The sequence below is a fragment of the Streptomyces sp. CA2R106 genome (assembly GCF_037034245.1).
GTDB lineage: Bacteria > Actinomycetota > Actinomycetes > Streptomycetales > Streptomycetaceae > Actinacidiphila.
In genome coordinates, this window is the sequence record NZ_JBAGKC010000035.1 from 15,124 (window position 1) to 41,998 (window position 26,875).

Genomic DNA, 26,875 nt, shown 5'->3' on the forward strand with positions numbered 1-26,875 from the left:
ACGGCGCTCGCCCCCCGGCGGGCGGCCGGGGGGCGAGCGGACGTGCGGTGCGGGGCGGGTCAGACGACGGTGAGCGTCACTGCCACGTTGCCGCGGGTGGCGTTGGAGTACGGGCACACCTGGTGCGCCTTCTCCAGCAGGTCCTTGGCGGTGGCCTCGTCCACGGCCGGGATCGACGCGGCGATCTCGACGGTCAGGCCGTAGCCGCCGCCCTCGACGGTGCCGAAGCCGACCTTCGCGGTGACGCGCGAACCGGAGATGTCCGCCTTCGCCTGGCGGGCCACCACGCCCAGCGCGCCCTGGAAGCAGGCGCTGTAGCCGGCCGCGAAGAGCTGCTCGGGGTTGGTGCCCGCGCCGCTGCCGCCCAGCTCCTTGGGCGGGTTGACCACCACGTCGAGCTTGCCGTCGTCACTCGCGACCCGGCCGTCCCGGCCGTTCTCCGCGGTGGCGACCGCCGTGTACAGGACATTGACGGACTTGATGGTCATGAACGGTTCCTCCTGCGGAACGGTGGTGTGCGCACGCGTGGGACGGGCGTGCGCACGGGGGCGCCAGTGAGGTTCTGCTGCCTGATGAACGATGTCCTTGATATTTCAGCTTGTCAAGGAAACCGCTACCCTCCCTGCATGACCCGCCGCCGCACGGACCCGCTGACCGCCGAAGTCGTCGAGCTGATCGGCACGGTCGTCTCGCAGTACCACCAGGAGTACAGCGCGGCCGCGGCCGGGCACCGCCTGACCGGCACGCAGGCCCGCGTGCTGGCGCTGCTGTCCGCCGGGCCGCTGCCGATGCGCGGCATCGCCGACCGGTTGGGGTGCGAGCCGTCCAACGTCACCGGCATCGTGGACCGGTTGGAGGCGCACGGCCTGGCCGAGCGGCGCCCCGACCCGGCCGACCGCCGGGTGAAGCTCGCCGCGGCCACCGACCGGGGGCACGCGGTGGCCGAAGAGCTGGCGGACTCCCTGGAGTTCGGCCGCGAGCGGCTGGCGGCGCTGTCGGCCGCGGAGCGCGGCACCCTGCGGGACCTGCTCGCCCGGATGCTCGGTTGAGGCCGGGCGGGCGCGGGTCGCCGCGCCCGGCCGGTCAGTTGCACCACCACAGGACCTGGTTGCAGGTCGTCTGCGACGGGGACGGGGTGGCCGAGGTGGCCGGCGGGCTCGTGGTCGTGGCCGTCGGGCTGTGGCTGGTGGGCTTGGCGCTGATCGTGCCGGTCACCGGCGGCGCCTGGCTGGTCGAGGTGCGGCCGGGCGTGGCGGTGGGCGACGCCGTACCGGACGCCGTGGGCGAGCCGCCGGCCGAGGCGGAGGAGGAGGCGTGCGGGGTGCCGCTCGGCGCGGGCTGCTCCGGGCCGGTGGCCTCGGGCGAGGCGTCGCCGGAGGTGGGGGCGGGCGGGTTCTGGTCGACCGGACCCGCGGGCGTGCCGTCGCTGCCGGAGCCGCCGGACAGCGCGGCCACCGAGAGCATCGCCGCGGCGCCCACCACGGCGATCGCGCCGATGCCGTAGACCGTGGCGCGCTGGCGTCCGCGCCGGGCGCGGCGCGCCGCCCGGCCGCGTTCGGCGAGCCGGCGCGCGGCGCGCCCGCCGGTGCGCGGGCCGTCGCCGGCGGGGCCGTCGTCCTCGGCGCCGAGCGCGGGCAGCTGGGCGGTCTCCCCCACCGCGGGCGGCACGAGCCCGTCGGCCGGGGCCCCGCATCCCGGGCACGAGTAGGCGCCGTTGAGATGCCGCCGGCACGCATAGCAGTAGTCCATGGCGGAAGGGACACTAGGGGACGGCTGAGGCGAGAGGGAACCCTCGCCATCCGCTTGCCACGGCTTTGCCCGGAAACTCCGCTCGGAACAGGGCGCCGGCGCAACCCGGGACGGGCCCGGCGGCGAGTCCCGCGGCGGGCGCGTAAAGAAAGCGTCAAGGCACGGGCAAGTCACACCGCGCCAGGCCCGTTTTGCCGGGGATTGCGGGCACCTACGGCTTGACGGGCACCCCGCCGACTCCTTCTAATTAGGCTTACCTAAGCTGGACCGGAGCGCTCCCAGCGTCTTCCCAGCGTCCTCCCAGCTTTCGTCCCACCCGTCCGCAGCTTCGTTTCCGCCCGAGCCCGGCCCCGCGCCGGCACCGAGAAGGACCTCTATGCTCCCCACGTTCGTGATCGGACTTCGCGAAGGTCTCGAAGCGGCCCTCATCGTGGGCATCATCGCGTCCTTCCTCGGCCAGCAGGGCCGGCGCGACGCGCTGCGCAAGGTGTGGCTGGGCGTCGGCATCGCGGTGGCGATCTGCGTCGCGGTCGCCGTCGCGCTCCAGATCTTCTCCAGCGACCTGCCGACCCGCCAGCAGGAGCAGTTGGAGACCGTGGTCGGCGCGATCGCCGTGGTCATGGTCAGCTACATGGTGCTGTGGATGCGCCGCCACTCGCGCGACCTGCGCAAGGACCTGGAGGGCGCGGCCGGCCGCGCGCTGTCGGAGGGCTCGGCGTCCGCGCTGGTGCTGATGGCCTTCCTCGCGGTGCTGCGCGAGGGGTTCGAGACGTCGGTGTTCCTGCTCGCGACGTTCAACGAGAGCAACAACCCCTGGTACGGCGGCACCGGCGCCATCCTCGGCATCGTCGTCGCGGCGGCGGTCGGCTACGGCATCTACCGCGGCGGGGTCCGGATCAACCTCTCCCGCTTCTTCCGGGTCACCGGCATCGTGCTGATCCTGGTCGCCGCCGGGCTGGTCTCCACCGCGATCATGACCGCGTACGAGGGCGGCTGGATCGCCCGCAACGACCAGGCGTTCGACCTGTCCTGGCTGGTCCGGCCCGGCACGCCGACCTCGTCCGTGGTCACCGGGGTGCTCGGCATCCAGCCGTTCCCGAGCTGGGCGATGGTGATCGGCTGGCTGGTCTACACCGTCCCGATGCTCGCGGTCGTACTGTGGCCGGCCCGCCGCAAGAAGGCCGCCGCCCCGCACCAGCCGAAGACCGAGCCCGTACAGGCCCGCTGAGGCCGCAACCGCCGCAGGCCGGGGACCCGTTCGGGCCGCCACCGGCCCGCCCGTACACGCGCCTGGCGCCCTTCGGCGCGCCCGCACCCGCCCCGCACCGCCCGACCCGTCTTCCGCCGCGCCCTGCCCGGCCTCACCAAGGAGCCACCGTGAACCCCGCTGCCACCCACCGCCGAGTCCTGGCCTGCGCCGCGACCGTGATCGCCGCGGGCCTGCTGCTGACCGCCTGCGGCGGCGACAAGGACAAGGGCGCCGCCGGCACCGACGCGAAGGCAGCGGGCGCGAAGACGACCAAGGTCACCGTCACCGTCACCGACAAGGGCTGCGCGCCCAGCCCCGCCAAGGCCCCGGCCGGCACCGTGAAGTTCACCATCACCAACAAGAACTCCGCGAAGGTCACCGAGGCCGAGCTCCAGGACGGCGGCAAGATGCTCGGCGAGAAGGAGAACCTGACCCCGGGCCTGTCCGGCGACTTCACCCTCAACCTCGACAAGGGCACGTACTCCATGTACTGCCCCGGCGCCGACACCAACCGCTCGGCCTTCACCGTCACCGGCGCGGTCAAGAAGACCTGGAAGGACGACCCGCAGCTGGTCGCCGCCACCCAGCAGTACGGCACCTGGATCGACGGCGAGGTCAAGCAGCTCGTCACCACCACCGCCGCGTTCACCGCCGCCGTCAAGGCCGGCAAGCTCGACGAGGCGAAGACCCTCTACGGCAAGGCCCGCATCCACTACGAGCGGATCGAGCCGACCGCGGAGATCTGGGGCGACCTCGACGGCCGGATCGACGGCCGCGCCGACGACGCCGCCACGCCCGCGGACTTCACCGGCTTCCACCGCCTGGAGCAGGCGATCTGGCAGCAGAAGTCGCTGTCCGGCATGGGCAAGCTCGCCGACCAGCTCAACACCGACGTCAAGCAGCTCAACGCCCAGGTGCCGACGGTCGAGTACCAGCCCGCGGTGATCGCCAACGGCGCCACCGACCTGGTCAACGAGATCCAGTCCTCGAAGATCACCGGCGAGGAGGAGCGCTACTCGCACATCGACCTGCTCGACTTCGACGGCAACCTCGCCGGCGCCAACGAGGCGGTCGACGTGCTGATGCCGACGCTGAAGCAGAAGGACCCGGCGCTGGCCACCGAGCTCACCCAGCGGTACCAGGCCACCGCGGCCGCCCTGAAGAAGTACGCCGCCACGCCCGGCTACGAGGACAGCGGCTACGTGGACTACCAGAAGGTCACCGCCGCCCAGCGGCGTACGCTGTCCCAGACCGTGGACGCCTACGCGGAGTCCGTCTCCAAGATCGCCGGAAAGATCGCCTGACCCGTGACCGACAGCACCCCGGACATCACCCCCGGACCCGACGAGCGGCGGCCCGAGCCGGCCGCCGTGAGCCGGCGCCGCCTGCTGGGCGCGGTCGGCGCCGGGGCGGCGGTGGCCGGTGCCGCCGTCGGCGTGGGCGGCACGGTACTGGCCCGCGGCGGCTCCTCCGGCTCGGCCGACGACGGCTCCGGCGGCGCCGCGGGCCGCCAGGTCGTCGCCTTCCGCGACAGCCACCAGGCCGGCATCTCCACCCCGGCGCAGGACCGGCTCTGCTTCGCCACCTTCGACGCGGTGTCCGGCGCGACCCGCGCCGACCTGGCCGACCTGCTCAGCACGTGGACGGCCGCCGCCGAGGCGATGACGCTCGGCAAGCCGGTGCCCGGGGACGCCGGGGACCTCAACACCCCGCCGGACGACACCGGTGAGGCGACGGGCCTGGCCCCGGGCAACCTCACCATCACCATCGGCTACGGCCCCTCGCTCTTCGACGGCCGCTTCGGGCTCGCCGCGCGCCGCCCCTCGGCGCTCAAGGCGCTGCCGCAGCTGCCCAAGGACAACCTCGACCCGGCGGGCTCCGGCGGCGACCTGTGCGTGCAGGCGTGCGCGGACGACCCGCAGGTCGCCTTCCACGCAGTACGCAACCTGCGCCGCCTCGCGTTCGGCACGCTCGCGCCGCGCTGGATGGAACTCGGCTTCGGCCGCACCTCTTCCACCTCGCCCCAGCAGGCCACCCCGCGCAACCTGCTGGGCTTCAAGGACGGCACCCGCAACATCGACGGCACCGACGCGTCGATGATGGCCCAGCACGTGTGGATCGGCGACGAGGAGCCGCAGCGCTGGGCGCGCGGCGGGTCGTACCTGGTCAGCCGGAAGATCCGGATGCGGATGGAGCAGTGGGACCGGGACCGGCTGGGCGACCAGCAGGACGTGTTCGGCCGCTTCAAGTCCAGCGGGGCGCCGCTGACCGGGAAGACCGAGTTCGACACCCCCGACTTCCACGCCAAGTCCGGTGGCCAGTACGTCATTCCGGCCGACGCGCACATCCGGCTGGCCGCCCACGAGAACAACAACGGGCTGCGCATCCTGCGCCGCGGCTACTCCTACACCGACGGGATCGACCCGGAGACCGGCGACCTGATGGGCGGGCTGTTCTTCGTGGCGTTCATGAAGAGCCCGGAGCAGTTCATCACGCTCCAGCGCATCCTCGGGGTGCACGACGCGCTCAACGAGTACATCCAGCACGTCGGCAGCGGGGTGTTCATGGCGCCGCCGGGGCTGGCGGCCGGGCAGGACTGGGGCGGGCAGCTCTTCGGCTGAAGGCGCGCCGGTCCGGCGTGCCGGTCCAGCGGGGCGGCCCGGGGGGGCGGTCCGGCCGGGGCGGCCCAACAGCCGTGCGGTCAGCGGCTGGTCGGCGGGCGGTGGGCCAGCACCCGCCCGCGCAGGGCGACTTCGAGTTCGAAGCGGGCGTCGGCGTCGGCGAGCGCGGGCCCGAACAGGTGCTGCACCTGGTGCAGCCGGCGGCGGGCGGTCTGCGGGTGGATGCCCAGCCGCGCGGCGACGTCGGGGGCGCTGCCGCGGTTGGTCTGGAGCCAGGCGAGCAGTGTCTCGGCGAGCCGCTCACCGCGCTTGGGGGTCAGCGCGTCCAGCGGGCGCAGCCGCCGGTCGGCGATCAGCCGGACCAGCGCCGGGTCGCCGAGCAGCATCAGCTCCGGCAGGCAGCGGTCGCAGTCCACCGGGCCGCCGAGCGGCCCCTCCGGTAAGCACTCCAGGATCGCCCGGGCCCAGCGCAGGGAGTCGGCGGCCAGCGAGGTCGGCACGGTCGGCCCGATCACCGCGGGCCGGGCGTGCAGCACCCGCTGCACCTGCCCGTCGCGCAGGTAGAGCGCGGGTTCGGGCACGAGCAGGTACGGCCGGCGGCCGTCGGTGTCGGCGAGCACCAGGTCCGGCAGCCGGGCGCGGCCGCGGGCCGGGTCCGGTGCGGCCGCTCCCAGCGCCACGCAGGCCACCGCGGCCGGCACCGGCCAGTCCGCGGTGGCGGCCGCCTCCCGTACGGCGTCGGGCGGCGCGCCGGTGGCCAGCAGGTCGAGCAGCCGGTGGCGGCGGCGGCCGAGGGTGCCCGCCTCGTCGGCCTTGGCCTCGGTGTAGCCGCGTACGGCCGCGGAGGCGAGTTCGTCGAGGCAGGCGAAGATCGCCTCGGCGAGGACCACCAGCTGGTCGGTGCCGAGGCCGGAGCGGCGGCCCACCCGGGCGTAGCGCCGCCAGGCGACGCGCCCGCCGAGCCGGTAGGCGGCCTGGAGCGCGTCGAGGCTGCGGCCCTCGGCCAACTCGCCGCGGCCCAGGGCCCGGTGCACCCGCAGCCGGTCCTCGCTGAAGGCGCCGCCGGCCCGGCCCGCGGCGAGCTGCCCGGCGAATTCCAGCAGGGCGCTCTCCACGCCCTGCTGGATTCCGGCGCCGAAATTCCCGGCGAGCGGACGGGCGAATTCGGGTACCTGGCGCCGTATCTCGCCGATGATCTCGGCGGCGAGCGAGGTCCGCTCTTTTGCGGCCGCCGCGGCGAACTGCGGTGGGAAACGCGTCCGTTGTCCGTCCACCGGTGGCCTCCGTCCGCCGTGCGGCCGGGCGGCGCGGCCGGTCGCGCTGCTGGTCCCGCCACCGGTTCCGCCGCCCGGTCCCGCCACCGGTTCCCGCGCTGGTCCCGCCGCGACCAGGCGGGTTCGCGGCGCGGCGACGGCCGGGTCCCGGCGCCGGTGGCCCACTCGGGAGTATGCGGCGATGTTACCGGTGAGTCAACAGGTGTGACAGGGAAGGTCGTTCTTCTGCCGGCGATGACAGTTCCGGATTACCGCCGGGGGCTTTCCTGGCACCTCGGCACGTGCTTTTCCGGACGTTCCGCCGGCCCCGTTGACCGGGCCCGAGCGCACTTCCTAGCATCACCGCACGCCGCACCATCGGAATTCCTATTCTCGAACAAGGGAACGGTACCCCCACATGAAACGCACCCTCCTGCGCGGCTGTGCGACGGCCGCGGCCGCGCTCGGTCTGGCGCTGGCGGCCACCCAGGCCGGCGTCGCGTCCGCCGCGCCGGCCGACACCTCCGCCGCTTCCAGCGCCGCCGCCTCCTCGGCCGCCGCGCCCGCCGCCTCGGGCCAGTTGCCGGTCAACTACCACTTCAGCACCGGCTTCCTCAGCGGCTTCGGCAGTCCGACGGTGGCGCCCGCCGGTGCCAACAACTGGTCGTGCAAGCCGAGTTCGGCGCACCCGTACCCGGTGGTGCTGGTGCACGGCACGCTCGAGAACATGAACGACAACTGGGGCGGCGCCTCGCCGCTGCTGGCGAACAACGGCTACTGCGTCTTCGCCTTCAACTACGGCGGCTCGCAGGCGACCGACGACATCCAGGGCACCGGGCCGGCCGAGGACGGCGCCGCCAAGCTCTCCGCGTTCGTCGACCAGGTGCTGGCGGCGACCGGCGCGGGCAAGGTGGACCTGGTCGGGCACTCCCAGGGCGGCATGATGCCGCGCTACTACCTGAAGTACCTGGGCGGAGCCGCGAAGACCGACAAGCTGATCGCGCTGTCCCCCAGCAACAACGGCACCACCCTGGACGGCATCACCGAACTCGGCAGGCAGCTCGGGCTGCTGGACCCGGCCAACCAGTTCGTGGTCGGCCCGGCGTGCGCGGCCTGCGTCGAGCAGGAGGTGGGCTCGGACTTCCTGACCGCGCTCAACAGCGGCGGCGAGACCGTGCCGGGCGTGACGTACACGGTGATCACCACCACCGGCGACGAGGTGGTCACGCCGTACACCAACGCGCTGCTGCCCGCCGCGTCGAACGTCAGGAACATCACGGTGCAGGACCAGTGCGGGTTGGACGCCAGCGACCACCTGGAGATCGCGTACGACCCGATCGCGCTGACCGACGTGCTCAACGCGCTCGACCCGGCGCACCCGCGGGCCGTGCCGTGCGAGGTCGTGCTGCCGGTGACCGGGCCGCTGACGTAAGGCCCCCGCCAGGCGCTCCACGGGCCCGGCCGCAGCCAGGGATCGGGAATCCCTGGTTCGGCCGGGCCTTCATCCGCTCGGCGCACCCGAGCAGGCTGGTCGGTGCAGGCGGGCACCACGGGCCGTACGAACGGTACGGCCGCCGCCGTCACCCAGGAGCTGACCACCATGACCCAGCAGACCCCGTCCCGCGACCGTGTCGCGCTGATCACCGGCGCCAACCGCGGGCTGGGCCGCAGCACCGCGCTGCGGCTCGCCGCGGAGGGCGTCGACTCGATCATCACCTACCGCTCGCACGCGGAGGAGGCGCAGGCCGTCGTCGACGAGATCGCCGCGCTCGGCCGCACCGCGCACGCCCTGCGACTGGACACCGGCCGCACCGAGGACTTCCCGGCGTTCGTCGCGGAGGTGCGGCACGCCCTGAAGGACACCTGGGGCCGGGACACCTTCGACTACCTCGTCAACAACGCCGGGCAGGGCACCGCGGCCACCATCGAGGACACCACGGCCGAGGACTTCGACGCGCTGTTCGCGGTGCACGTGCGCGGGGTGTTCTTCCTGACCCAGGCGCTGCTGCCGCTGATCGCCGACGGCGGCCGGATCATCAACACCTCCTCGGGCCTGGCCCGCTTCAGCCGCCCGGGCATGGCCGCCTACGCCATGACGAAGGGCGCGGTGGAGGTCTTCACCCGCTACCTGGCCCTGGAGCTGGGCCGCCGCGGGATCACCGCGAACACCGTGGCCCCCGGGCCGATCGCGACCGACTTCGGCGGCGGCCACGTGCGCGACGACGAGGCGCTGCGCGCGCACCTCGGCGCGGAGACCGCGCTGGGCCGGGTGGGCGTGGCGGAGGACATCGGCGGGGTCGTGGCGTCGCTGCTCGCCGAGCACACCGGCTGGATCAACGGCCAGCGCGTCGAGGCGTCGGGCGGCACCCTGCTGTGACGCCGCGTCAACCACCGTCCTTGCTGCACACGTCCGGCAGCCACACCGCGTGTTTGCGCTGCCGGACCGCGTCCAGAGTCGTCAACTGGTGTGCCAGCGTGGACGGATCGGCCAGGTAGCGCAGCGCGGCCAGTTGGAAGGCGTCGCGCATCGCCGCGGGCATCGAGTCGGAGGCGTCGTAGCAGCGTACGGTGCCGGTCGCGTCCAGGGCCCTGGCTGCGGCGAGGGTGACGGCGTCGGTGGCGTAGACGGACTGCTTCACCTGGTGGTCGGCGGAGAACGCGGACTGCGCCAGGCTCCACCTCGCCTGCACGTCGTCGCGGGCCAGGTAGCGGATCAGCTTCTCGGCCTGCGGGGTGTCGTGGAACATCGCGGCGAGGTCGCCCGAGACCTCCCAGGCGTCCTGCGTGGTGTGCGGACCGGGGACGAAGTCCGTGGAGTGCTTGAACTGCGCGTCGGAACCGGTGTGTTGGGCACTGGTCCGCCATCCCTGGTCGGCCCGGATGAACGACGCCTGGTGTTCCAGGGTGCACGCGGCGCGGCCGTTCACCGCGGTGCGGGAGACCGCGCCGTAGGCACGGGTCAGCGCGGGCCGGACATAGGTGTCCTTCCCGGCGCCGACCATGGCGCCCCAGGTCCGCCAGGCGCGCTCGACCCGGGGGTCGGTCCACGGCAGCGTGCCGGTGGCCCACTGCTGGTAGGCGCCGGGACCGGCCTGCTGGAGCAGGATGTCCTCGATCCAGTCGGTGGCCGGCCAGCCGGAGGTGGCGCCCGAGACCATCCCCAGGCACCAGGAGCCGGGGTCGGCCGCGGCGGCGGCGAGCTGCGCGTCGGAGGTGCCCTTCGGGTACCACACGGCGCTCTTCAGGTCGGTCTTGATCGGCAGCCAGTAGTAGTGCGCGCCGGCGCCCGCGGGGCCGTCGACCTTCGCCGTCCAGGGGGCGTTGAAGTCCTTGGCGTCGAACAGGCCGTCCAGCGGCTGGATCTGGCCGTCGTGGGCGTAGGCGGCGAGTTCACCGGGGCCGGGCAGCACCGCGACGTCGGGCGGCGCCCCGGCCTCGGCGTCGCCGTCGAGCACCTGGCTCTCGGCCGAACTGCCCTGGTAGAGCACATGGATGTGCTCCTCCTTCTCGAACGGCTGGATCACGGCGGTCCGGAAGAGCGTCTCGTCCGCGCCGCTCCAGTTCGCCAGCAGCGTCACCGAGCCGCCGTCGGCGACGGCCCGGGCGACCACCACACCGAGCGCCGCCACCACCGCCAGGCACAGGGCGACGGCGCCCAGCGTGCGCCCGCGCGGCCGCCTCACCGGGACACCTTGCCCCGGTACTCGCTGATCCGCGGCACCAGCGCCCACACGACCAGCACCATCAGCACCACTCCCCCGGCCACTATCCAGCCGGCCGCCGCGGCGCGGAAGCCGGTGTCCGCCATCCGCCGGGCGACGTCCGCCCCGGCGGTGCTGATGTTCGCGCCCGAGTGCTGCCGTTCCAGCAGCCGCCGGGCGTGGTACAGACCGCTGTGGGTCTGCCAGGTGAAGACCCCCAGGACCGCCGCCCCGCCGGCCAGCAGCACGCCCGCCGCGGCCAGTTGACGGTTCCACCGGCGCCGGAACCGGGTCCGGTGGTAGTGGTGCGCTTCCACCAGCGCGACCGCCAGCGCCGCGACCAGCAGCCCCGACAGCAGCCAGCCCGCCGCCAGCAGCCGGCCGAACGACGCCTGGTGGCGCACCACCTTCACCTGCTCCGCCTGCAGCTTGTTGAGCCGGCTCATCAGCGACGGGCCGTCCACCGGGTCCCCGGACGCGCCCAGCACCTCGGCCGCGTCCTGCATGTAGCCGGCGTGCAGCGCCGAGCCCGCCGGGACCTGCCCGGCCAGCCCGATCCAGTACGAGTACGCCGAGATCAGGCCGGTCGCCGTCTTCAGCGCCAGCCGCCCGGTCGCCCCGGTGACGTCCTCGGCGGCGGCGGAGGTGAGGATCTGGTTGGCGACGGCGATCTGCGTGGAGAAGCTGCTCGTGCCCGCCGCGTCCGAGGCGGCGTCCAGCTTGGCGTCGGACGCGGCACGCAGCAGCGCGTCCTTCGCGGTGTCCACGTCGAGCACACCCGGCGCGGTCGAGGACGCGAGCGGCACCGCGCCGTCGTGCACCCCGGTGTAGGAGCCCAGCAGCGCCAGGGTGGTCAGGGCCGTCAGCCCCGCCAGCAGCCAGAGCCGGTACCACAGTTCGCGGGACGTGGCGCTCATCGCGCGCCGGCCCCGGGCACGTGCGGATGCCGGCACTTCGGGCAGAACCTGGCATTGGACGGCATCGGGGCCCGGCACTGCGCGCAGTCCACCAGACCCGCCACCGGCACCACCGGCACCGCTCCCGGCGGCAGGCCGTCCGTGGTCGGGCCGTGGGTGGTGTGGGTGCTGGCGGTGACCAGGTGCTCGAACGCGTCCGCGGTGACGCCCTTGCGCAGCACCACATGCCCGGCGGCCGGGTCGCGGATCTCCACGATCCGCTGGAGTTCGGCCAGTTGGCGCTGGGCGCCCAGCTCGTGGGCGAGGGCCACCGCGACGCCGAGCAGCCGGAGTACCTCGTCGTCCCGGTCCAGCCGGAACGCCTCCGCGGCCTGCGCGGCGGTCTCGCCGAGCCGCCGGTACTTCTCGAAGTGCTCGTCCTCCTCGTTCTCGGCGGCGGCCAGCACCGGATCGGCGGTCCAGCGCACCTCGCAGGCGACGGCCGGCGGCAGCGCCACCTGCGCGGCCCTGCCGTACCGTTCGGGGCCGGCGGGCAGCGCCACCGCCACGGCCGCCGCCTGGAGGTCCTCGTCCAGCGCGCGCCCGGCCGGGTCCACGGTCAGGCAGAGCTGGAACCTGCGCACCTGGTTGCCCCAGGCCCGGGTGGTGAAGGCGACGGCGGACCCCATCTGCCGCTGCGGCAGGGCGAGTTCATGGGGGAAGGTCTGGCGCAGCCAGCGCAGCGTCGCGCCGGGGGACGGCGTCACCCTGATCTCCAGCTCCGGCAGCGGCCTGGCCAGCAGGTCGGCGACCAAGGCGGTGTAGGCCGCGGGCAGTTCGGACTCCTCGTGCACCGCGTCGGCGCTGCCGTGCAGCCGCCGGGTGACGTCGATCAGCACCCGCGCGTCCCAGTCCCTGCCGATGCCCCAGGCGTCGCACAGGAAGCGGCCCTCCCAGGTGTCGAGCACCCCGGCGAGCGGGTTGTGGTCGTCGTGCTCGTTCTTGCCGTCGGTGAGCATCAGTACGTGTGGGATCGGGGCGGCCTGCTCGGCGAGCAGGGTGCCGGCCAGGTCGAGCCAGTTGCCGACGCAGGTGCCGCCGGTGGGCTGCATCGCGTAGACCGCCCGCGTCGCCTCCGCCCTCGTCCGCGCCGACGCCGGGCGCATCGGGCCGGACGGCGGGTAGACGGTCGCCGCGAACTGGGTGCCGCGGACCACCGCGAAGGGCGTGCCGTCCGGCAGTGCCCGCAGCGCGGCGACCGCGGCCTGCCGGGCGGCGTGCATCTTCCGCTCCGGGTGGTTCATCGAGGCCGAGCAGTCCACGACGAGGACTTCGGCGAGACCGGAGCCGGGCCCGGAGCGGGGGCCGCTGTGCGGGCCGGGGTGCGCGCCGGGGTGCGGGCCGGGGTGCGCGCCGGCGGGGCCGGCGGCGGTGTCGGGGAGGCCGCGGACCGCTACGGTCAGGATGGCGTGCAGGTCCTGCGGGCCGGCCTCGGCGGCGAGGTACGTGCGCTGGCTGACGGTGAGTTCGACGCTGGGGTTGGCCGCACCCGCACCCGCCCCCGCCCCTGCCCCCGGGACCTGGTCCTGCGGCGGGTCCCCTTGCCGGCCGGGGACTCGTTCCGTACGGCGCGGACCGGCCTGGTCGGCGCCGCCGTCGCCGTCCCGGCCCGCGCGCCCGCTCGTGCTCCCGTGCGTGTCCACTGCTGCCTGCCGCTCCTCACCGTTTGCATCGGTCCGTACGTCGGGTCGTTCAGGTCGTTCAGGTCGTTCAGGTCGTTCGGTCGCTCGGGGTCGGGGGACGTCGAGCCGGGTGCGTACGCCCGCTCGCCGGCGGGCGTCAGAACCTGCTCTCCGGCCGGACGGCGTACGCGCGGTCGAGGAGGGCGCCGTGCTCGGTCGCGTCGCGCGCCTGCTCGGCCAGACCGTGCAGCGACGCGTGGAGCAGCACGGCAAGGTCGCGTCCGCTGGCCGCGCCCGCGAAGAGCGGGCCGGGCGGCAGCGCGGGGAAGGTCCGGTCGAGCCAGGTCTCGTCGGGCACCGGGGCCGCCGCCCGCCGGCCGGGAACGGGCATGCGGCCCGGCAGCCCGCGCAGCCACCGCAGGAAGCCCGCGGCCGTGGCGGGGCCGTCGTCCGGGTCCGGGGCGGCGGCGCGCGGCGGTTCGGGGGCCCGCCCGCCGGCCGCCCCGCGCCGCCGCGCGTACTCCTGCTCCCGCACCTCCGCGACGAGCCGGTCCCGGGCCGCGCCCGGGGGCTGCTCAGCCGTCCGCTCGGCGGCGTCGCGCAGGTCGGCCGCGGTGGGGTCGGCACCCGGCAGCCGCCCGGCGAGCACCCGGATCATCGCCACCCGCGCGGAGTCGTAGTGCCGCGAGGTGGACGGCACCTGGCCCAGCACCTGGACCGCGGCATTGCGCCGGCCGGCCCGCAAGTGGCCGCGGGCCAGCCCGAAGGCCGCGCTGACCTGCGCGCGGTCCCGCTCCCAGACCGCTTCGTAGTACTGGCGGACGTCCTCCTCGGCGTTGCCCAGCCGCTCCGCGCAGTAGCCGAGCGCGAGCTTGGGTGCCCACTCGCCGGGCACGATGTCGTAGACCGCCTCGAAATAGCCCTGGGCGGAACGCACCCGGCCGGCCATCAGCTCGCCCAGTCCGCGGTGCCAGGCCAGCCGCCAGTCGTACGCCCCGACGTCCGGGCCCAGCAGCCGTTCCGCCTCGCCGAGCCACACCGCCGCCTCGCCGAGCGCCGGTTCGCCGCCGCGCCACAGGAAGCCGCGGCACAGCCACAGCGCGACCTCGACGGTCCGCAACGGCGGGTCGTTCAGCACCCGTTCGGCGACGCGCTCCGGCACCGCCTTGCCCAGCCGGCCGAGGAAGACCACGGCGCCGTCATCCGGGTCCGGGATCGGCGCGGGCAACGCCCGGGCCACATCCTGAGGTTCGGGCGCGCCGAACTCCAACTGCGGTGCGGCGCCCACCTGGTGCTCGGCCCGGCCGGTCCAGTATCCGGTGCCGGGGGCCTCGCCGAGCGCCGCGCCGAAGGGCACCGCGGCCGGCTCGAAGCGGGTGGAGCGCTCGGGGTGCCGCTCGTGCCGGTTGAGCGCGCGGTGCTCCCGCAGCACCTCCCACAGCTGCCGGGACATCTGCGCCGCCGAGGTGAAGCGGGCGGCCGGGTCGTCGTGGGTGGCGCGGGCGATCAGCCGGTCGAAGGAGCGCTCGGCCAGCCCCGCGGCCGGCACCGCCTTCTCGTACAGCTCGCGCAGGGTGCGCCCGACGGTGAACAGGTCGCTGTCGACGTGGAAGCCGCGGCTGCTCAACTCCCGTGCCCGCGGCGCGTACTTGCGGGTGTACGACAGCCGGGTCCTGCGGTCGTCCTTGCGGCGCACCGCACCGAGGTCGATCAACTTGATCTGCCGGCCGTAGTGGATGACGTTCGCGGGCTTCATGTCGCAGTACAGCAGCCCCTGGTCGTGCAGGTACTCCAGGGCGCCGAGGATCTTGCAGCCGTACGTGACCACGTGGTCCAGCGCGAACGGTTCGCCGAACAGCTCGGTCAGCTCGTCGGGCGGGGAGGTCAGCAGCAGGTTCAGCGGGCGGCCGGCCACGTACTCCATCACGATGTAGTCGGTCGGTTCGGTCTCGCCGGGCGCGAGGTGCTTGCGCGAGGAGATGACGCCGACCACGTCCCGGTGGTGCAGCGAGGCGAGCGAGCGCATCTCCTCGACCGCGCGGCGGCGGGCGATCGCGTCGCTGTTGTTGATCTGCGCCTTGAGCACCACCCGCAGCCCGGCCAGCTCGGTGTCCTCGGCGAGGTACACCCAGCTGGTGCCGCCCGGGGTCAGGTAGCCGAGCACGCGGTACGTCTGCCGGCTCGCCTCGCCGATCTCGTCGCCGACCCGCAGCTGCGGGCGGAAGGAGTACGGGGTGCCGCACTCGGGGCAGTAGCCGTGGTCGGGCGGCGGCCCGCCGTCGTAGGCCAGGCCGATGGTGCCCGGGCACTCCGGTACGCCGCACGGCCGGCCGCCGACCGGCGGCGGGCTGGGCTCGCGGGCGATGCTGGCGAGCGGCGGCGCGGGGATGTCCGGCAGCGGGACGAGGCCGTCGCTGTCGAGGGTGTCGGGGTTGGGGACGGCGGGCGCGGGCGCCAGGTGCGGGCGGACGGCCTCCCCGGCAGCTTCCTCTGCGGGCTGCCCGGCGCTCCCCCCGGCGGCTGCGCGGCCACGGCTGCGGTCGCGCTCGCGGTCCCGCTCCTGCTGCGGTTCCTGCCGGTGCTCGGTGCCGCGCCGCTGGGCGAGCTGGCGGCGGACCCGGCTGCGGATGCTGTCGGTCCGGCCCGACTCGGCGTCGGGAACGTCGCCCGCGCGCTCAACGGCAGCCGCGGGCACTGGTGTGGGGGGCGGCACGGACGTGGAGACGGACGCGCCGAAGGGCACGGAGGAGGAGTGGCCGGCGCTGTGCGGCTTGCGGGAGCAGACGTCGCAGTAGCCGGTGGACATCAAGGTGCCGTCGCATCCGGGACGCGGGCAGCGTACGGGCCGTTCGGTCACGGGCGCGGCTCGCCTCCCTCCTGGTCCGGTCCGTCCGTCGGCGGTCTGTCCGTCGGCGGGGCGTCATCCGAGGACGGGGCGTCGTCCGGGGGCGGGTGGTGCCCGCCCAGCCGGTCGATGAAGTCCGTGTACTCGCGGACCGCGGCCTCCGCGGCCACCAGGTCGCAGGGCCTGGCGTGCAGCAGGTCGCGCGCCGCCCCGTAGCGGTCCTCGGCGGCCAGGTCCTCGCTGTCCACCGCCTGTTGATGGAGCACCTGGTAGGAGTCGAGGCGGCCGATCAGCTCCGCGCGCCGCTCGATGAGCGGGTCGAGGCGTTCGACGGCTTCCCGCAGGTGCCGTTCGGCCCGCGCCGCGACCCGCTCGAACCGGCCCAGGTCCGGGTGTTCGCCGCGGCCCGTGGCCACGCCGAGCGCGCCGGCCATCGCGGCCCGCACCGCGTAGGCCCTGACCAGGGCGTCCAGTGCGCGGTCGCAGTCGGCGCGCACCACCGCCATCCGCTCGTGCAGGGCGTCGGCGAGCGTGCCGGTGATCTCGGTCAGCGCCTCCACCAGCCGCGCCTGCCGCTCCTGCGCCGGCTCGATCACCAACTGGCTCTGCGCGCGGGCGATGCAGGCACCGTCGTGGCGGAAGACCAGCAGCATGCGGACGCCGTGCAGGCGCAGCCGGTCGAGCAGGCCGAGCAGCGTGTCGGGGTCGGCCGCCTCGTCCACCCCGACCACCACGAGGGTGAGGGTGGCGGGCGCGGCGAGGATGCGCTCGACGGTGGCGTCGTAGCCTGTCCCGCCGAACTCCTCCAGGCCCTCCGGGAGTACGCCGAGCCGGTCGGCGACACGCTCGGCGACCCAGCGGGTGCCGCGGCCGGTCGCGTCCAGGGCGAGGTCGAGGAAGCCGGGGGCGGTGGCGGGTTCGGTGGCGGGTCCGCGGACGGGTCCTCGGGCGGGGGCGGGGGCGGTGACCGGAGTGGCGACCGGAGCGGCGACCTGAGCGGCCGGACTGCCGTTGGCCCAGGCGCCTTTGACCGGACCGGGGGCGGACGCGCCGGCCGGGCCGGACCGTTCGCGGTCGGCGAGCAGGAGTGCGCGGCGGAGGGTGGCCGCGCGGAGCAGGTCCTCGGCACGGACCCGGCTGATCTTGACCTGGCGGCCGTCGCCGGGGCGGCGGGCGGTGCGGACCCGGTGGTGCTGCGCTGCCGGCGGACCGGCGGGCGTACGCGCCCCGGGCCCGGCCCGGTCGGCGTGGTGGTCGGGGTGCCGCTCGCCCCGCGGGTCACCGACGAACCACTGCGCCAGGCGGACCGCGAACTGCGGCTCGTACGCGGCCGGTTCGGGCCCGCCCGGGTCGTCGCCGTCCGCGACATGCCCACCCGGTGCCGGTCCGCCGACCCGTAAGCGTTCGTCGACCGCCGGCCAGCCCCTGGTCCAGTCGGCCGCGCGCGGCAGGTGGCCGGCGACGGTCTCCGCCGGGCTCAGACACGGTCCCGCGCGGTCGGCCCCGGTGTCCCCGGGCAGCACCACTCCGACGATCTGACCGGTGACGGCGTCCACGGCCCCCGCGCCGCCGAAGCCCGCGTCGAACCGCTCCGCCGGCGCCAGCCGGACCCGCCCGTCGGCGCCCACCGCCACCGCGCCGGTCTCCGCGGCCAGCCACTGCCCGGCGCCGTCCGCGGCCGGAAAGCCGTAAATCCGCACCCGGCGGCGCGGCACGGACAGCCGGTGCGGCGCGCTCGCGGCGCCCGCCGGGCCCGGTCGGTGCAGCCGCAGCAGTGCTACCCCGCCCGCACCGGCGGCACAGACGTGTTCGGCCACCGCCCGCCGGGACGCGACGCGCGGCGCGGCGAACTCCGCGGTGACGTACTCCCCTTCGACGACGGCTCCGGCATGTGTCAGCACCCACTCGGGGGCGACCAGCACCCCGGACCCCGCGATCGTCCCGTCGCTCCTCCGGACGCGCACCGCCCACGGCGGCGCCTCCTCGGAGCCCCGGCCGCCGACTCCCCCTTCGGCTTCCATACCCGGCACTCTACGCCTGACGGCCCATCATGTCCGCCCGTCGGAGCGGACCTTCACCCGCCGGGTCCGACCTTCGCCCGCCGGACCGGACCTCCGCCCTGCGGCCCGGTCGGACGGGCCGGGTCGGACGGGCCGGGTCGGACGGGCCGGGTCGGACGGGCCGGGTCAGGCGCCGCACATCCGAAGCGCGGTGGCCGTGCACAGCTCCTCCGCCTCGGCGCCGGTGAGCCGGCCCGCCGCCGCCTCCTCCATCGCGGTGTGCTGGAGGCCGAGGATCGCGGCGGCCAGCCAGGCCGCGGGCAGCCCGGCGTCGAAGTCCCCGGCGTACTGGCCGCGCCGGATCAGCTTGGCCAGGCGCGGCGGCACGTAGTCGTGCGGGTCCGGGGCGGGGCGCGGCACCCGGGCCGCGGCGGCGTGCGTCAGCAGGGGGTAGCGCTCCAGGAACCGCCACCCGGCGTCCAAGAAGCGGGTCAGCGCCGTAACGGGCGGTGCGGTGTCCAGATCGGCCGCGTCGAGCAGGGAGTTGTACTCCGCGGCGGCGACCTCGACGAGCGCGGCGGTCAGGACGTCCCGCGACGGGAAGTGCGCGTAGACGGTCTGACGGGTGACCCCGGCCCGGGCCGCGATGTCCTCCATGCTCGCGTCCGGCCGCTCGCCGAGCACCACCCGGGTCGCGTCCAGGATGGCGTCGATGCTGCGCCGGGCGTCGGACCGGCGCCTGCGGGGCGGCGTCGCGGTGTCGTGCGGGGCGTGCGGGTCGGCCATGCCGACGACGATATACGGCCGGTTCCACCCCACCGAAACCTTGACAGACCGTAAGAGTTGTCGAACTCTTACGGCATGTCAAAGAATAACGGGGACAGCGGCCGCCCAGCGGTCGAAGCGCGCGGCCTGGTCAAGTCCTACGGCGGCCACCGGGCGTTGGACGGCATCGACCTCACGATCCGGCGCGGCCAGGTATTCGGTTTCCTCGGCCCCAACGGAGCCGGCAAGACCACCACGATCCGCATCCTCGCCACCCTGGCCCGCCCCTCCGGCGGCACCGCCCGCGTGCTCGGCCACGACGTGGTGGCCGGCGCCGACGCGATCCGCGCCCGGGTGGCCGTGACCGGCCAGTTCGCCTCGCTCGACGAGGACCTGACCGGAGCCGAGAACCTGCGGGTGCTCGGCCGGCTGCACGGCCTGTCCCGCGCGGCCGGGCGGCGCCGGGCGGACGACCTGCTCGCCGCGTTCGAACTGACCGAAGCGGCCGGTCGGCCGGTCGGCGGCTACTCCGGCGGGATGCGCCGCCGGCTCGACATCGCCGCCGGGCTGCTCGTCACCCCCGAACTGCTCTTCCTCGACGAGCCCACCACCGGTCTCGACCCGCGCAGCCGCACCCAGGTCTGGGAGTTGGTCCGCCGGATCGCCGCCGCGGGCACCACAGTGCTGCTCACCACCCAGTACCTCGAAGAGGCCGACCGGCTCGCCGAGCGGATCGCGGTGATCGACGCTGGCCGGATCGTGGCGGAGGGCACCAGCGCGCAGCTCAGGGCGCGGGTCGGCGCGGGCACGCTGCGCGTGCGGCTGCTCGACGGGGCGCAGCGCTCCCGGGCCCAGGCGATCCTGACCGCCGTCTTCGCCGGGGCGGCGGTACGGTCCGGCGGCGATCCGCTCACCTTGTCCGTGACACCGGCCGCCCCGGCGGGGTTCCGGGAGGGCCAGTACCAGGACGGTGCCGGCGGCGCGCCCTCGGCCGCCGAGGTCAGTCGGCTGATCGGGCACACGATGATCCGCCTCGCCGACGCCGGGGTGGGCGTCTCCGACCTCGCGTTCGGGCAGCCCAGCCTCGACGAGGCGTTCCTCGCGCTGACCGGCCGCCGTGCCGGTCGGAGCGCCGCCGGCCAGCCCACCGTGGGGCAGGACACCGAGGGCCAGGACACCGTGGGGCAGCAGGAGGTGGCCGTATGAACCCGTCGCTCCCGGCTCCCGCCACCGCGACCGCCTCGGCCACCGATCCGATCGACGCCCTGCTCGCGGCGGGGCGGACCTACCGGCGCGCGTCCGCGCTGACCGCCTCGGCCGCCTTCGGCCGGCGCGCGGTGCTCAAGTTGGCGCACGACCCGAAGCAGCTCGTGGACGCGGCGGCCATCCCGGTGCTGTTCACGGTGCTCTTCACCTATCTCTTCGGCGGCGCGATCAGCGGCTCCACCGGCACCTACCTCAAGGTCCTGCTGCCCGGGGTGCTCAGCATGAGCATCGCCATCGTGACGATGTACGGCGGCGCGCGGCTCGCGCAGGACGTACGCAGCGGTGCCTTCGACCGGTTCCGCGGACTGCCGGTCTGGCGCGGCGCGTTCGTCCTGGGCGGCCTGTTCAGCGACGCCGCCCGCTATGTGTTCGCCTCGGCCGTCGTCATCGGGCTGGGCCTGGCCATGGGCTACCGACCCGGCGGCGGTGCGCCGGGGGTGCTCGCCGCGGTGGTGCTCGTCATCGCCTTCGGGCTCGCACTGTCGCTGCTGTGGGCGGCGGTCGCCCTGCTGGCCAGAGACCCGGCGGTGGTGGTCAGCATCGCCAACGCGGCGCTGATGCCGCTGTCGTTCGCCAGCAACATCTTCGTCCGGCCCACGGGCATGCCGGGTTGGCTGCGCGCGTTCGTGCGGGTCAACCCGCTCAGCCACCTGGCCGACGCGGCCCGCGACCTGATGAACGGCACCGGCTCCGCCGCCGGGCCGGTCACCTGGTCGCTCGCCGCCACCGCCGTGCTGGTGCTCGTCTGCGCCCCGCTCACGCTGCGGCTCTACGCCAGGAACCGCTGAGACGGCCAGGAGCGCCGAGACGGCCAGGAACCGCTGAGGCGCGGGGCGCCGGGCGTCAGATCGTGACCGAGTCGCCCACCGGCACGATCTCCAGGGCGACCTGGGTGAGCCCCTCCGGGTTGATGAACCGGGCGGTCGACTGCTGGCCGACCTCGCTGAGCATGATCTCGTGGATCTGGATCAGGCGCCGCGGGGCGACCTCCCTGACGTAGTCCACCGATTCGGCCAGGCTGGTCCACGGCCCGCTGGTGGGCAGCAGCAGGGTGCCGACCGGGGCGTCCGGGACGTGGTACGCGTCGCCGGGGTGGTAGATGTCCTCGTCCACCAGGTAGCCGACGTTGGCAACGCGCGGGATGTCGCGGTGGACGACGGCGTGCAGTTCGCCGAAGACGCGGACGTCGAAACCCGCGACTTCGAGCACGTCGCCCGCCGCGACGGCCGTGACCTGGCCGGCGCGGGCCGACCACCGGTCCACCACCGACGCGGGACCGTAGACCCGCAGCTCGGGCCGGGACTCCAGGGCCTTGCCGATCAGCTCCTCGTCGAAGTGGTCGAAGTGGTCGTGGGTGATCAGGACGGCGTCGGCGGCCGCGACCTCCTGCGCCGCCTCGGGGCTGAACGCGCCGGGGTCGAGGACGAGCCGCGCCCCGTCCTTGGCCAGGGTCACGCAGGCATGGGTGTGCTTGGTCAGCTGCATCAGGGGGTCCTCTCGCATATACGTACAGGGGAAACTGTACAGGGTCGCCTACATTGATGCTAGCGTTGCTCCATGCCCCGCTATTCCCGAGGCCCCGCAGCCGGCTCCCCGGCGGACCGACCGGCCGACCGCACGCCCGACCCGGCACCCGACCCGGCACCCGACCCCGCCGCGGAGCAGCTCGCGGCCACCCTGCGGAGCACCGTCGGCGCGCTGGTCCGCGCCACTCGGGCGGTCGACCGGCTCGCGCCGATCCCGGCGACCGTCCTGGGCCTGCTCGACCGGCAGGGGCCGATGACCACCGCCGACCTCGCGACCCGCCGCGGGGTGCGCCACCAGACCATGGCCGCCACCGTCAAGGAACTGGCCGAGGCGGGCTATGTGAGCGGCGGCCCGCACCCGGCCGACGCCCGGAAGAAGGTTCTCACCCTCACCGCCGCGGGCACCCGCGCGCTCGAAGCCGACCGGCACCAGCGGGTCGGTGCGCTCGCGCAGGCCCTCGCCGGGAGCCTCGACCGCGAGGAGCGGCGCACGCTGGCCCGGGCGCTGCCGCTGCTCGACCGCGTCGCGGCGGCCCTCGACACACCCGAGGCGGACCGCGACGCCGGCGGCCGTACCGACTGATCCGAACACCAGAGTTTTCACCGATAACGCGATAACCGAATCAACGATCACAAGCTGTGTTATCGTTGATCTCGCCAACCTGAGATCAACGAAAACACGGAGTACGCCATGCCCTTCGCCAACTTCAAGGTTCCCGCCGGCACCCTCGAGCCGGCCCAGAAGCAGCTGATCGTCGACCGCGTCACCGACCTGTACAGCGAGATCTACGGCGACCGCGCCCGCCAGAACACGATGGTGCTGGTGGAGGAGGTCCCCGACGGGGGCTGGGGCATCGGCGGCACCGTCCTGACCTCGGCGATGATCAACGGAAACGAAGACGGGGACGGCGCCGAAGCCGGGGACGGCGCCGGCGCTCCCGCCGACCGCAAGTAGCGCCACCGCGGGGCGGAAGGGCACCCGTCGGGCCATTACGCTGGCCCTTCCGCCCCGGGCGGCGCGCACCCGCACCCGGGCCCCACCCCGGACCGCGACGGAAAGGAGACGGAGAACCGCCATGACACCCGACACCACCGCGAGGACCGCGAAGGCGGCGAAGGCCGGCCCCCCGCGGACGGGCGAGCCGAAGACCGGCGACCTGCGGGCCCGGATGCTCGAGGCGGCCGAGGCACTGCTGAACGCCTCGCCCGGCAACGACGTCTCCACCCGCGCGGTCTGCGAGGCGGTCGGGGTCACCCAGCCCATCCTGTACCGCCTCTTCGGCGACAAGAACGGCCTGCTCATGGCCCTCGTGACGCACGGCTTCGAGCGCTACATCAGCCGCAAGCAGGCGCTCGAGGCGACCGACGACCCGGTCGCCGACCTGCGCGCGGGCTGGAACGACCACACCGACTTCGCGCTGACCAACCGGGCGCTGTACCGGCTGATGTTCTCGCCGGTCCTGCCCGAGGTGCCCGAACCCGCGAACCGCATCTTCGAGTTGCTCAAGCAGACCCTCGAGCGGTGCGCGGCGGTGGGCGCGGTGAAGATCCCCACCGAGGAGGCCGCGCAGGCCATCCTGTCGGCCAACGTCGGGGTCGCCCTCAGCATCCTTTCCCAGCCCGAGCGCTTCGCCGACCCGCTGCTGTCCACCCGGGTCCGCGACGCCGTCTTCGCCTCCTGCCTCGACGAGTCCGCGGCGCCCCGCTCCTTCCCCGCCGCCGACGACCCGTCCCGGGCCGCTCTCGCCCTGGCGGCCCAGCTCAAGCAGCAGCCCCCCGCCGCGCTCCACCCCACCGAGACCGCCCTCCTCCTCCACTGGCTCGCCAGACTCCACCCCGCCCCCTGACGGCCTTGCCGTTCTGATGGAGCTCCGGGGCCGACGGCGCTGTCAACTGCGCGAGGACCGGAAGGACAGCAGCGCGGCACCCGCGAGCACCGCGACCAGGACGACGCTGAAGATGTAGACCGCGGTGGTGAGCGCGAGGTAATGGCTCAGGATGCCGACGCCGACGGCGGGCAGGCTCATGCCCGCGTAGCAGAACAGGAAGAGCCCCGAGATGGCTTCGCCGCGTTTGCCGGGCTCGGCCATTGCCGCGACGGCGCCGATGACGCTCTTGGTCAAGATGCCCGATCCTGCGCCGGCGACGATTCCGGCGACGAGGAAGATCGTCAGGTCGGCGGACTGGACGCCGACCGCGAGCAGCACCAGCCCGGCCACGCCGAGCCCCAGGCCCAGTCCTCGACGCACGCTCGCGCTGAGCGGGTTGGCCGCGGTCTGGGCGATCACGGCGGCGGCCATCAGGACGCAGGCGGCCGCACCGGCGAGCAGGTGACCGGGCTTGTGCAGTACGCCGAGGAGGAACCCCGCCGACAGCGCGGTGTAGACGCCGTTGATCGCGAATGCGGCGAACCCGGCGGCGGCAGCCGCGATGTAGGCGGGGCGGTCGCCGTGGTCGGCGCTGACCCGCTGAGGACGGTAGGCCGGCCGGGAGGTCAGCAGCTCGACGGTCTCGGGGGCGACCGCGACCGCGAGGATCGCGAGCAGGAGAAGGACGCCGAAGACGAGGTAGGGAACCCGCAGCGGGTGGTCGACGTACTGCGCCAACGCACCGGCGACCAGGGGCCCGACGGCGAGACCGCCGAGGTTGGCGCCGGTGGAGACGATCTCGAACCGATCCGGTCCGGCGTGTGGCCGGTGCGCACGGTGGAGGTCGTGGAGATGGGCGGTCGCGGTCGCGGTGATCATGCCGATGCCCACGCCGCCGAGGAGCCGGGCCACGATCAGCACGGAAAGCGATGGGCTGGCCAGGAACAGTATGTCGGTGACCAGTTCGAGCCCCAGCGCCGGCAGCAGAATGCGCTTGCGTCCGATCCAGTCCGAGACGTGCCCGGCCATGATCAGGCTGGTGGCCACGCCGAAGGCGAACACCGCGAAGACCACGGTGACCATCAGCGTCGCGAATCCGTCGCGTTGCTGGTACAGGGGGTACAGCGGAGACGGTACGGCGTTGAACGCCATCGCGATCATGAACGCCGCGGCCACCAGCCAGAAGCTCGCTCCGTGGGATGCCGATCCGATACGGGTACCGGCGGAACGGTTCGGGGCGGTGACTGGGGTGGTGGCTGAGGGGGTGGCGCTGCTGGGCGCGCGTGAAGGCACGACGGGACTCCGCGGTTGTAGGGAGGGATGCCTCTACGGTGACAGCTGACCTCCATCAGCGCGAACGAATGATTCCGCTAGCATCGATCTCTCGTCGAGATTGATCTGTCATGCTGACTGCATGGAACTCAGGCAACTGGAATGCTTCGTCGCCGTGGCCGAGGAGGGTTCGTTCACCCGCGCCGCCGCGCGGGTGCATGTGGTCCAGTCCGCGGTCTCGGCGACCATCGCCTCACTGGAGCGTGAGTTGGGCGCGACGCTGTTGGAGCGGACCTCCCGCCGGGTGCGGCTCACCGAAGCCGGCCGCGCGTTCCTCGAGCCGGCCCGCGCGGCACTCGTCGCGGCCCGGACAGCCCGCGACGCTGTCGGCACCGCCACCGGCACGATCGGCGGCACTCTGCGTCTGGGCACGATGAGTTCACTGGCCGGTCTGGACCTACCGCGGCTCCTCGGGACCTTCCACCGCCGCCACCCCGGCGTCGAAATCAGACTGGCCACGTCCGCCGACGGGTCGCCCGGTCTGGTCCAGGCACTCGATCAGGGGCACCTCGATGCCGCCTTCGTCTCCCTGATCGGCCCCCCGCCGCGGGGCCTGCGGTTGGAACTGGTCGCCTCGACAAGGCTCTTGCTCGCCGCACCCCGGAGTCATCGGCTCGCGCAGCGCACAAGCGTCTCGATCCGCGACCTCGCCCGCGAGGCGTTCGTCGACTTCCCCGCCGGCTACGGCAACCGCGCCGTCGCCGACGAGGCGTTCAAGACGGTCGGACTCGACCGGCAGGTAGCCATCGAGATCACCGACGTCGAGGACGGCGCCACCTACGTACGCAACGGCCTCGGCGTCGCACTGCTCCCGGAGTCCTCCGGCCGTACCGCGTCCGAACTCGTCCACATCCCGATCGCCGACTCGGACCTGCTGTGGAAGATCTTCCTCGCCATGCCCGAAACCCACGCCACCGCCGCAGCACGCGCACTCCGGACGCTGGTCGCTCAGACCGAAAAGCCCGAGACACCTGAACCATGATCGCCCCGGCGCCATGCAATGAGCGGATTCCACCGTGGCAGAACAGCAGTCCAGTTCCCGCCCCGCCCTGGACCGCCGCTGCCACCGGCGCCGTCAGCGACCTCCAGACCTGGAACTACACCCGCGACCCCGACCAGGTCACCGCGCTCCACGAACAGATCCCCTGAGGCGCCCGCACCGCAGGCGTCGCCTGGCTGGAGCCAGGGATGCAGCGGGACGCGCGGCCCGGGGCGCGTCAGGACGCGGCGGGGACCTGGACGTCGAGGCCGTGGGACGCGACGAGGTGCGCCGTGCCGTCGGCGAGGCGGTAGCGCAGGCCGACCACGGCCGTGCGCCCGGCCGCGACGTTCTCCGCGAGCACGCGGGACCGGTCGATCAGCAGGTCCGTGGTCATGCGGACGTGCTCGGCAAGGATCTCGTCGGGCCGCACCCGCCCGGCGGCCCTGGCCGCCAGCACGCTGGGGGCCACCCGCTCGACGAGGTCGCGGACGTAGCCGCCCGGGGCCGCGCCGTTGTCGAGCACGGAGCAGGCCGCGCCCACCGCGCCGCACGACTCGTGCCCGAGCACCACGACCAGCGGGCAGCCCAGCAGGTCCACGCCGTACTCGATACTGCCGAGCACCTCGGGGCCGACGACGTGGCCGGCGTTGCGCACCACGAACAGGTCGCCAACGCCCCGGTCGAAGATGATCTCCGCGGCCAGCCGGGAGTCGGAGCAGCCGAAGAGCACGGCGAAGGGGTGCTGCGACGCCTCGGTCTCCGCGCGCCGGGCGGCGTCCTGGTTGGGGTGCTCCGGGGCGCCGTCGACGAACCGCTGGTTGCCGGCCATCAGCAGGTCGAGGGCCTCGCGCGGCGTACTGGTCTCTATCTGCGTCATGGTCAATACCTCACACAATAGGAAGAGTCGGGACCTGGGGCGGCCACGCTGCCGCCCGCCATTCGGCGCCCGCCGACAAGCCCCCCGGCATCCCCACCGGCACGCCGAGACGGCGGGCGAGCGCGTCCTCGGCGTACAGCCGCAGGGCGCACCGCTGAAGCTGCCCCGTCTCATACGGCGCGGCGCCGAAGTCGCCACCGGGTTCGGCGAACCGCGCGCCCTCACGCAGATCGCGCCCTGTTCCTGCCATGGGCCCGCGTCCT

At 74.2% G+C, this 26,875-nt stretch carries 25 protein-coding genes; 13 read left to right on the plus strand and 12 right to left on the minus strand.

All coding sequences use genetic code 11. From position 1 onward, the window contains the following. Window positions 1–59 precede the first annotated feature (59 nt). Window positions 60–488: an organic hydroperoxide resistance protein gene (locus tag WA788_RS31475; protein WP_335983226.1), complete on the minus strand. Its 429-nt coding sequence runs from the start codon at window positions 486–488 to the stop codon at window positions 60–62. A 138-nt stretch (window positions 489–626) separates the two neighbouring features. Between WA788_RS31475 and WA788_RS31480 the strand changes: the two genes are divergently transcribed. Then, window positions 627–1,049 (plus strand): MarR family winged helix-turn-helix transcriptional regulator, encoded by a 423-nt coding sequence (locus WA788_RS31480; protein ID WP_335983228.1) that lies wholly within the window; start codon window positions 627–629, stop codon window positions 1,047–1,049. Window positions 1,050–1,083: 34 nt separating this feature from the next. On the opposite strand, the gene WA788_RS31485 is transcribed toward WA788_RS31480, so the two are convergent. Beyond that, window positions 1,084–1,749, minus strand: coding sequence for an SCO2400 family protein (locus WA788_RS31485; RefSeq protein ID WP_335983232.1), 666 nt, complete (start codon window positions 1,747–1,749; stop codon window positions 1,084–1,086). 376 nt (window positions 1,750–2,125) lie between these two features. Here WA788_RS31485 and efeU point away from each other — a divergent pair, with 376 nt between their 5' ends. The 3 genes from efeU (at window position 2,126) to efeB (ending at window position 5,619) form a co-directional block, all read left to right on the plus strand. After that, window positions 2,126–2,977 (plus strand): iron uptake transporter permease EfeU, encoded by an 852-nt coding sequence (gene efeU / locus WA788_RS31490; RefSeq protein WP_335983235.1) that lies wholly within the window; start codon window positions 2,126–2,128, stop codon window positions 2,975–2,977. 149 nt (window positions 2,978–3,126) lie between these two features. Continuing rightward, entirely contained in the window at window positions 3,127–4,302 is a 1,176-nt protein-coding gene (efeO, locus tag WA788_RS31495) for an iron uptake system protein EfeO (protein WP_335983238.1), read from the plus strand. 3 nt (window positions 4,303–4,305) lie between these two features. After that, entirely contained in the window at window positions 4,306–5,619 is a 1,314-nt protein-coding gene (efeB, locus tag WA788_RS31500; protein WP_335983240.1) for an iron uptake transporter deferrochelatase/peroxidase subunit, read from the plus strand. 80 nt (window positions 5,620–5,699) lie between these two features. Here the strand turns inward: efeB and WA788_RS31505 are convergent, their stop codons facing one another. Continuing rightward, a complete protein-coding gene (locus WA788_RS31505; RefSeq protein ID WP_335983244.1) occupies window positions 5,700–6,893 on the minus strand; it encodes a helix-turn-helix domain-containing protein in 1,194 nt (397 codons plus the stop codon). A 397-nt stretch (window positions 6,894–7,290) separates the two neighbouring features. Between WA788_RS31505 and WA788_RS31510 the strand changes: the two genes are divergently transcribed. Beyond that, entirely contained in the window at window positions 7,291–8,304 is a 1,014-nt protein-coding gene (locus WA788_RS31510; RefSeq protein WP_335983246.1) for an esterase/lipase family protein, read from the plus strand. A 168-nt stretch (window positions 8,305–8,472) separates the two neighbouring features. Continuing rightward, window positions 8,473–9,249, plus strand: coding sequence for an SDR family NAD(P)-dependent oxidoreductase (locus WA788_RS31515; protein WP_335983322.1), 777 nt, complete (start codon window positions 8,473–8,475; stop codon window positions 9,247–9,249). Window positions 9,250–9,256: 7 nt separating this feature from the next. Here WA788_RS31515 and WA788_RS31520 read toward each other — a convergent pair whose 3' ends face one another. The 6 genes from WA788_RS31520 to WA788_RS31545 form a co-directional block, all read right to left on the minus strand. Beyond that, window positions 9,257–10,555: an extracellular solute-binding protein gene (locus WA788_RS31520; protein WP_335983249.1), complete on the minus strand. Its 1,299-nt coding sequence runs from the start codon at window positions 10,553–10,555 to the stop codon at window positions 9,257–9,259. Beyond that, on the minus strand, window positions 10,552–11,490 hold the full coding sequence (locus tag WA788_RS31525; RefSeq protein ID WP_335983251.1) for a hypothetical protein: 939 nt from the start codon (window positions 11,488–11,490) through the stop codon (window positions 10,552–10,554). Before WA788_RS31525 ends, WA788_RS31520 begins: the two co-directional genes overlap by 4 nt. Continuing rightward, the gene (locus tag WA788_RS31530) at window positions 11,487–13,172 is read right to left on the minus strand and encodes a VWA domain-containing protein (protein ID WP_335983253.1); all 1,686 of its coding nucleotides are present in this window, start codon (window positions 13,170–13,172) and stop codon (window positions 11,487–11,489) included. The genes WA788_RS31525 and WA788_RS31530 overlap by 4 nt, the downstream gene beginning before the upstream one ends. A gap of 136 nt (window positions 13,173–13,308) precedes the next feature. Then, on the minus strand, window positions 13,309–16,008 hold the full coding sequence (locus WA788_RS31535) for a tetratricopeptide repeat protein (RefSeq protein WP_335983255.1): 2,700 nt from the start codon (window positions 16,006–16,008) through the stop codon (window positions 13,309–13,311). Further along, window positions 16,005–18,017 (minus strand): serine protease, encoded by a 2,013-nt coding sequence (locus tag WA788_RS31540; RefSeq protein ID WP_335983257.1) that lies wholly within the window; start codon window positions 18,015–18,017, stop codon window positions 16,005–16,007. Before WA788_RS31540 ends, WA788_RS31535 begins: the two co-directional genes overlap by 4 nt. Window positions 18,018–18,182: 165 nt before the next feature. Next, window positions 18,183–18,782, minus strand: coding sequence for a TetR/AcrR family transcriptional regulator (locus WA788_RS31545; protein ID WP_335983260.1), 600 nt, complete (start codon window positions 18,780–18,782; stop codon window positions 18,183–18,185). 75 nt (window positions 18,783–18,857) lie between these two features. On the opposite strand from WA788_RS31545, the gene WA788_RS31550 reads away from it, so the two are divergent. Next, entirely contained in the window at window positions 18,858–19,967 is a 1,110-nt protein-coding gene (locus WA788_RS31550; protein ID WP_335983262.1) for an ATP-binding cassette domain-containing protein, read from the plus strand. Then, window positions 19,964–20,815: an ABC transporter permease gene (locus tag WA788_RS31555; RefSeq protein ID WP_335983264.1), complete on the plus strand. Its 852-nt coding sequence runs from the start codon at window positions 19,964–19,966 to the stop codon at window positions 20,813–20,815. The genes WA788_RS31550 and WA788_RS31555 overlap by 4 nt, the downstream gene beginning before the upstream one ends. Window positions 20,816–20,870: 55 nt before the next feature. Here WA788_RS31555 and WA788_RS31560 read toward each other — a convergent pair whose 3' ends face one another. Beyond that, entirely contained in the window at window positions 20,871–21,512 is a 642-nt protein-coding gene (locus WA788_RS31560; protein ID WP_335983266.1) for an MBL fold metallo-hydrolase, read from the minus strand. A 72-nt stretch (window positions 21,513–21,584) separates the two neighbouring features. On the opposite strand from WA788_RS31560, the gene WA788_RS31565 reads away from it, so the two are divergent. From WA788_RS31565 to WA788_RS31575, 3 genes are all read left to right on the plus strand, one after another. Further along, a complete protein-coding gene (locus WA788_RS31565) occupies window positions 21,585–22,136 on the plus strand; it encodes a MarR family winged helix-turn-helix transcriptional regulator (RefSeq protein ID WP_335983268.1) in 552 nt (183 codons plus the stop codon). A gap of 108 nt (window positions 22,137–22,244) precedes the next feature. Further along, window positions 22,245–22,508 (plus strand): 4-oxalocrotonate tautomerase family protein, encoded by a 264-nt coding sequence (locus WA788_RS31570; RefSeq protein ID WP_335983270.1) that lies wholly within the window; start codon window positions 22,245–22,247, stop codon window positions 22,506–22,508. A 121-nt stretch (window positions 22,509–22,629) separates the two neighbouring features. After that, entirely contained in the window at window positions 22,630–23,400 is a 771-nt protein-coding gene (locus WA788_RS31575; protein ID WP_335983272.1) for a TetR/AcrR family transcriptional regulator, read from the plus strand. 42 nt (window positions 23,401–23,442) lie between these two features. On the opposite strand, the gene WA788_RS31580 is transcribed toward WA788_RS31575, so the two are convergent. Next, a complete protein-coding gene (locus WA788_RS31580; RefSeq protein WP_335983274.1) occupies window positions 23,443–24,714 on the minus strand; it encodes an MFS transporter in 1,272 nt (423 codons plus the stop codon). A gap of 121 nt (window positions 24,715–24,835) precedes the next feature. On the opposite strand from WA788_RS31580, the gene WA788_RS31585 reads away from it, so the two are divergent. Then, a complete protein-coding gene (locus WA788_RS31585) occupies window positions 24,836–25,735 on the plus strand; it encodes a LysR family transcriptional regulator (protein WP_335983275.1) in 900 nt (299 codons plus the stop codon). Next, the gene (locus tag WA788_RS31590) at window positions 25,732–25,902 is read left to right on the plus strand and encodes a hypothetical protein (RefSeq protein WP_335983276.1); all 171 of its coding nucleotides are present in this window, start codon (window positions 25,732–25,734) and stop codon (window positions 25,900–25,902) included. Before WA788_RS31585 ends, WA788_RS31590 begins: the two co-directional genes overlap by 4 nt. Window positions 25,903–25,970: 68 nt before the next feature. Here WA788_RS31590 and WA788_RS31595 read toward each other — a convergent pair whose 3' ends face one another. Further along, complete coding sequence (locus tag WA788_RS31595; RefSeq protein WP_335983278.1) at window positions 25,971–26,612, minus strand: carbonic anhydrase; 642 nt, start codon at window positions 26,610–26,612, stop codon at window positions 25,971–25,973. Window positions 26,613–26,875: the final 263 nt, after the last annotated feature.

Excerpts from the sequence above, each read along its gene's own strand:
- WA788_RS31590 (WP_335983276.1), top strand. The coding sequence starts at position 25,732 with ATGATCGCCCCGGCGCCATGCAATGAGCGGATTCCACCGTGGCAGAAC.
- WA788_RS31575 (WP_335983272.1), top strand. The coding sequence starts at position 22,630 with ATGACACCCGACACCACCGCGAGGACCGCGAAGGCGGCGAAGGCCGGC.
- WA788_RS31480 (WP_335983228.1), top strand. The coding sequence starts at position 627 with ATGACCCGCCGCCGCACGGACCCGCTGACCGCCGAAGTCGTCGAGCTG.
- WA788_RS31550 (WP_335983262.1), top strand. The coding sequence starts at position 18,858 with ATGTCAAAGAATAACGGGGACAGCGGCCGCCCAGCGGTCGAAGCGCGC.
- WA788_RS31560 (WP_335983266.1), bottom strand. The coding sequence starts at position 21,512 with ATGCAGCTGACCAAGCACACCCATGCCTGCGTGACCCTGGCCAAGGAC.
- WA788_RS31525 (WP_335983251.1), bottom strand. The coding sequence starts at position 11,490 with ATGAGCGCCACGTCCCGCGAACTGTGGTACCGGCTCTGGCTGCTGGCG.
- WA788_RS31485 (WP_335983232.1), bottom strand. The coding sequence starts at position 1,749 with ATGGACTACTGCTATGCGTGCCGGCGGCATCTCAACGGCGCCTACTCG.
- WA788_RS31565 (WP_335983268.1), top strand. The coding sequence starts at position 21,585 with ATGCCCCGCTATTCCCGAGGCCCCGCAGCCGGCTCCCCGGCGGACCGA.
- WA788_RS31545 (WP_335983260.1), bottom strand. The coding sequence starts at position 18,782 with ATGGCCGACCCGCACGCCCCGCACGACACCGCGACGCCGCCCCGCAGG.
- WA788_RS31515 (WP_335983322.1), top strand. The coding sequence starts at position 8,473 with ATGACCCAGCAGACCCCGTCCCGCGACCGTGTCGCGCTGATCACCGGC.
- WA788_RS31595 (WP_335983278.1), bottom strand. The coding sequence starts at position 26,612 with ATGACGCAGATAGAGACCAGTACGCCGCGCGAGGCCCTCGACCTGCTG.
- WA788_RS31555 (WP_335983264.1), top strand. The coding sequence starts at position 19,964 with ATGAACCCGTCGCTCCCGGCTCCCGCCACCGCGACCGCCTCGGCCACC.
- efeU (WP_335983235.1), top strand. The coding sequence starts at position 2,126 with ATGCTCCCCACGTTCGTGATCGGACTTCGCGAAGGTCTCGAAGCGGCC.
- WA788_RS31585 (WP_335983275.1), top strand. The coding sequence starts at position 24,836 with ATGGAACTCAGGCAACTGGAATGCTTCGTCGCCGTGGCCGAGGAGGGT.
- WA788_RS31540 (WP_335983257.1), bottom strand. The coding sequence starts at position 18,017 with ATGGAAGCCGAAGGGGGAGTCGGCGGCCGGGGCTCCGAGGAGGCGCCG.
- WA788_RS31570 (WP_335983270.1), top strand. The coding sequence starts at position 22,245 with ATGCCCTTCGCCAACTTCAAGGTTCCCGCCGGCACCCTCGAGCCGGCC.
- WA788_RS31510 (WP_335983246.1), top strand. The coding sequence starts at position 7,291 with ATGAAACGCACCCTCCTGCGCGGCTGTGCGACGGCCGCGGCCGCGCTC.
- WA788_RS31475 (WP_335983226.1), bottom strand. The coding sequence starts at position 488 with ATGACCATCAAGTCCGTCAATGTCCTGTACACGGCGGTCGCCACCGCG.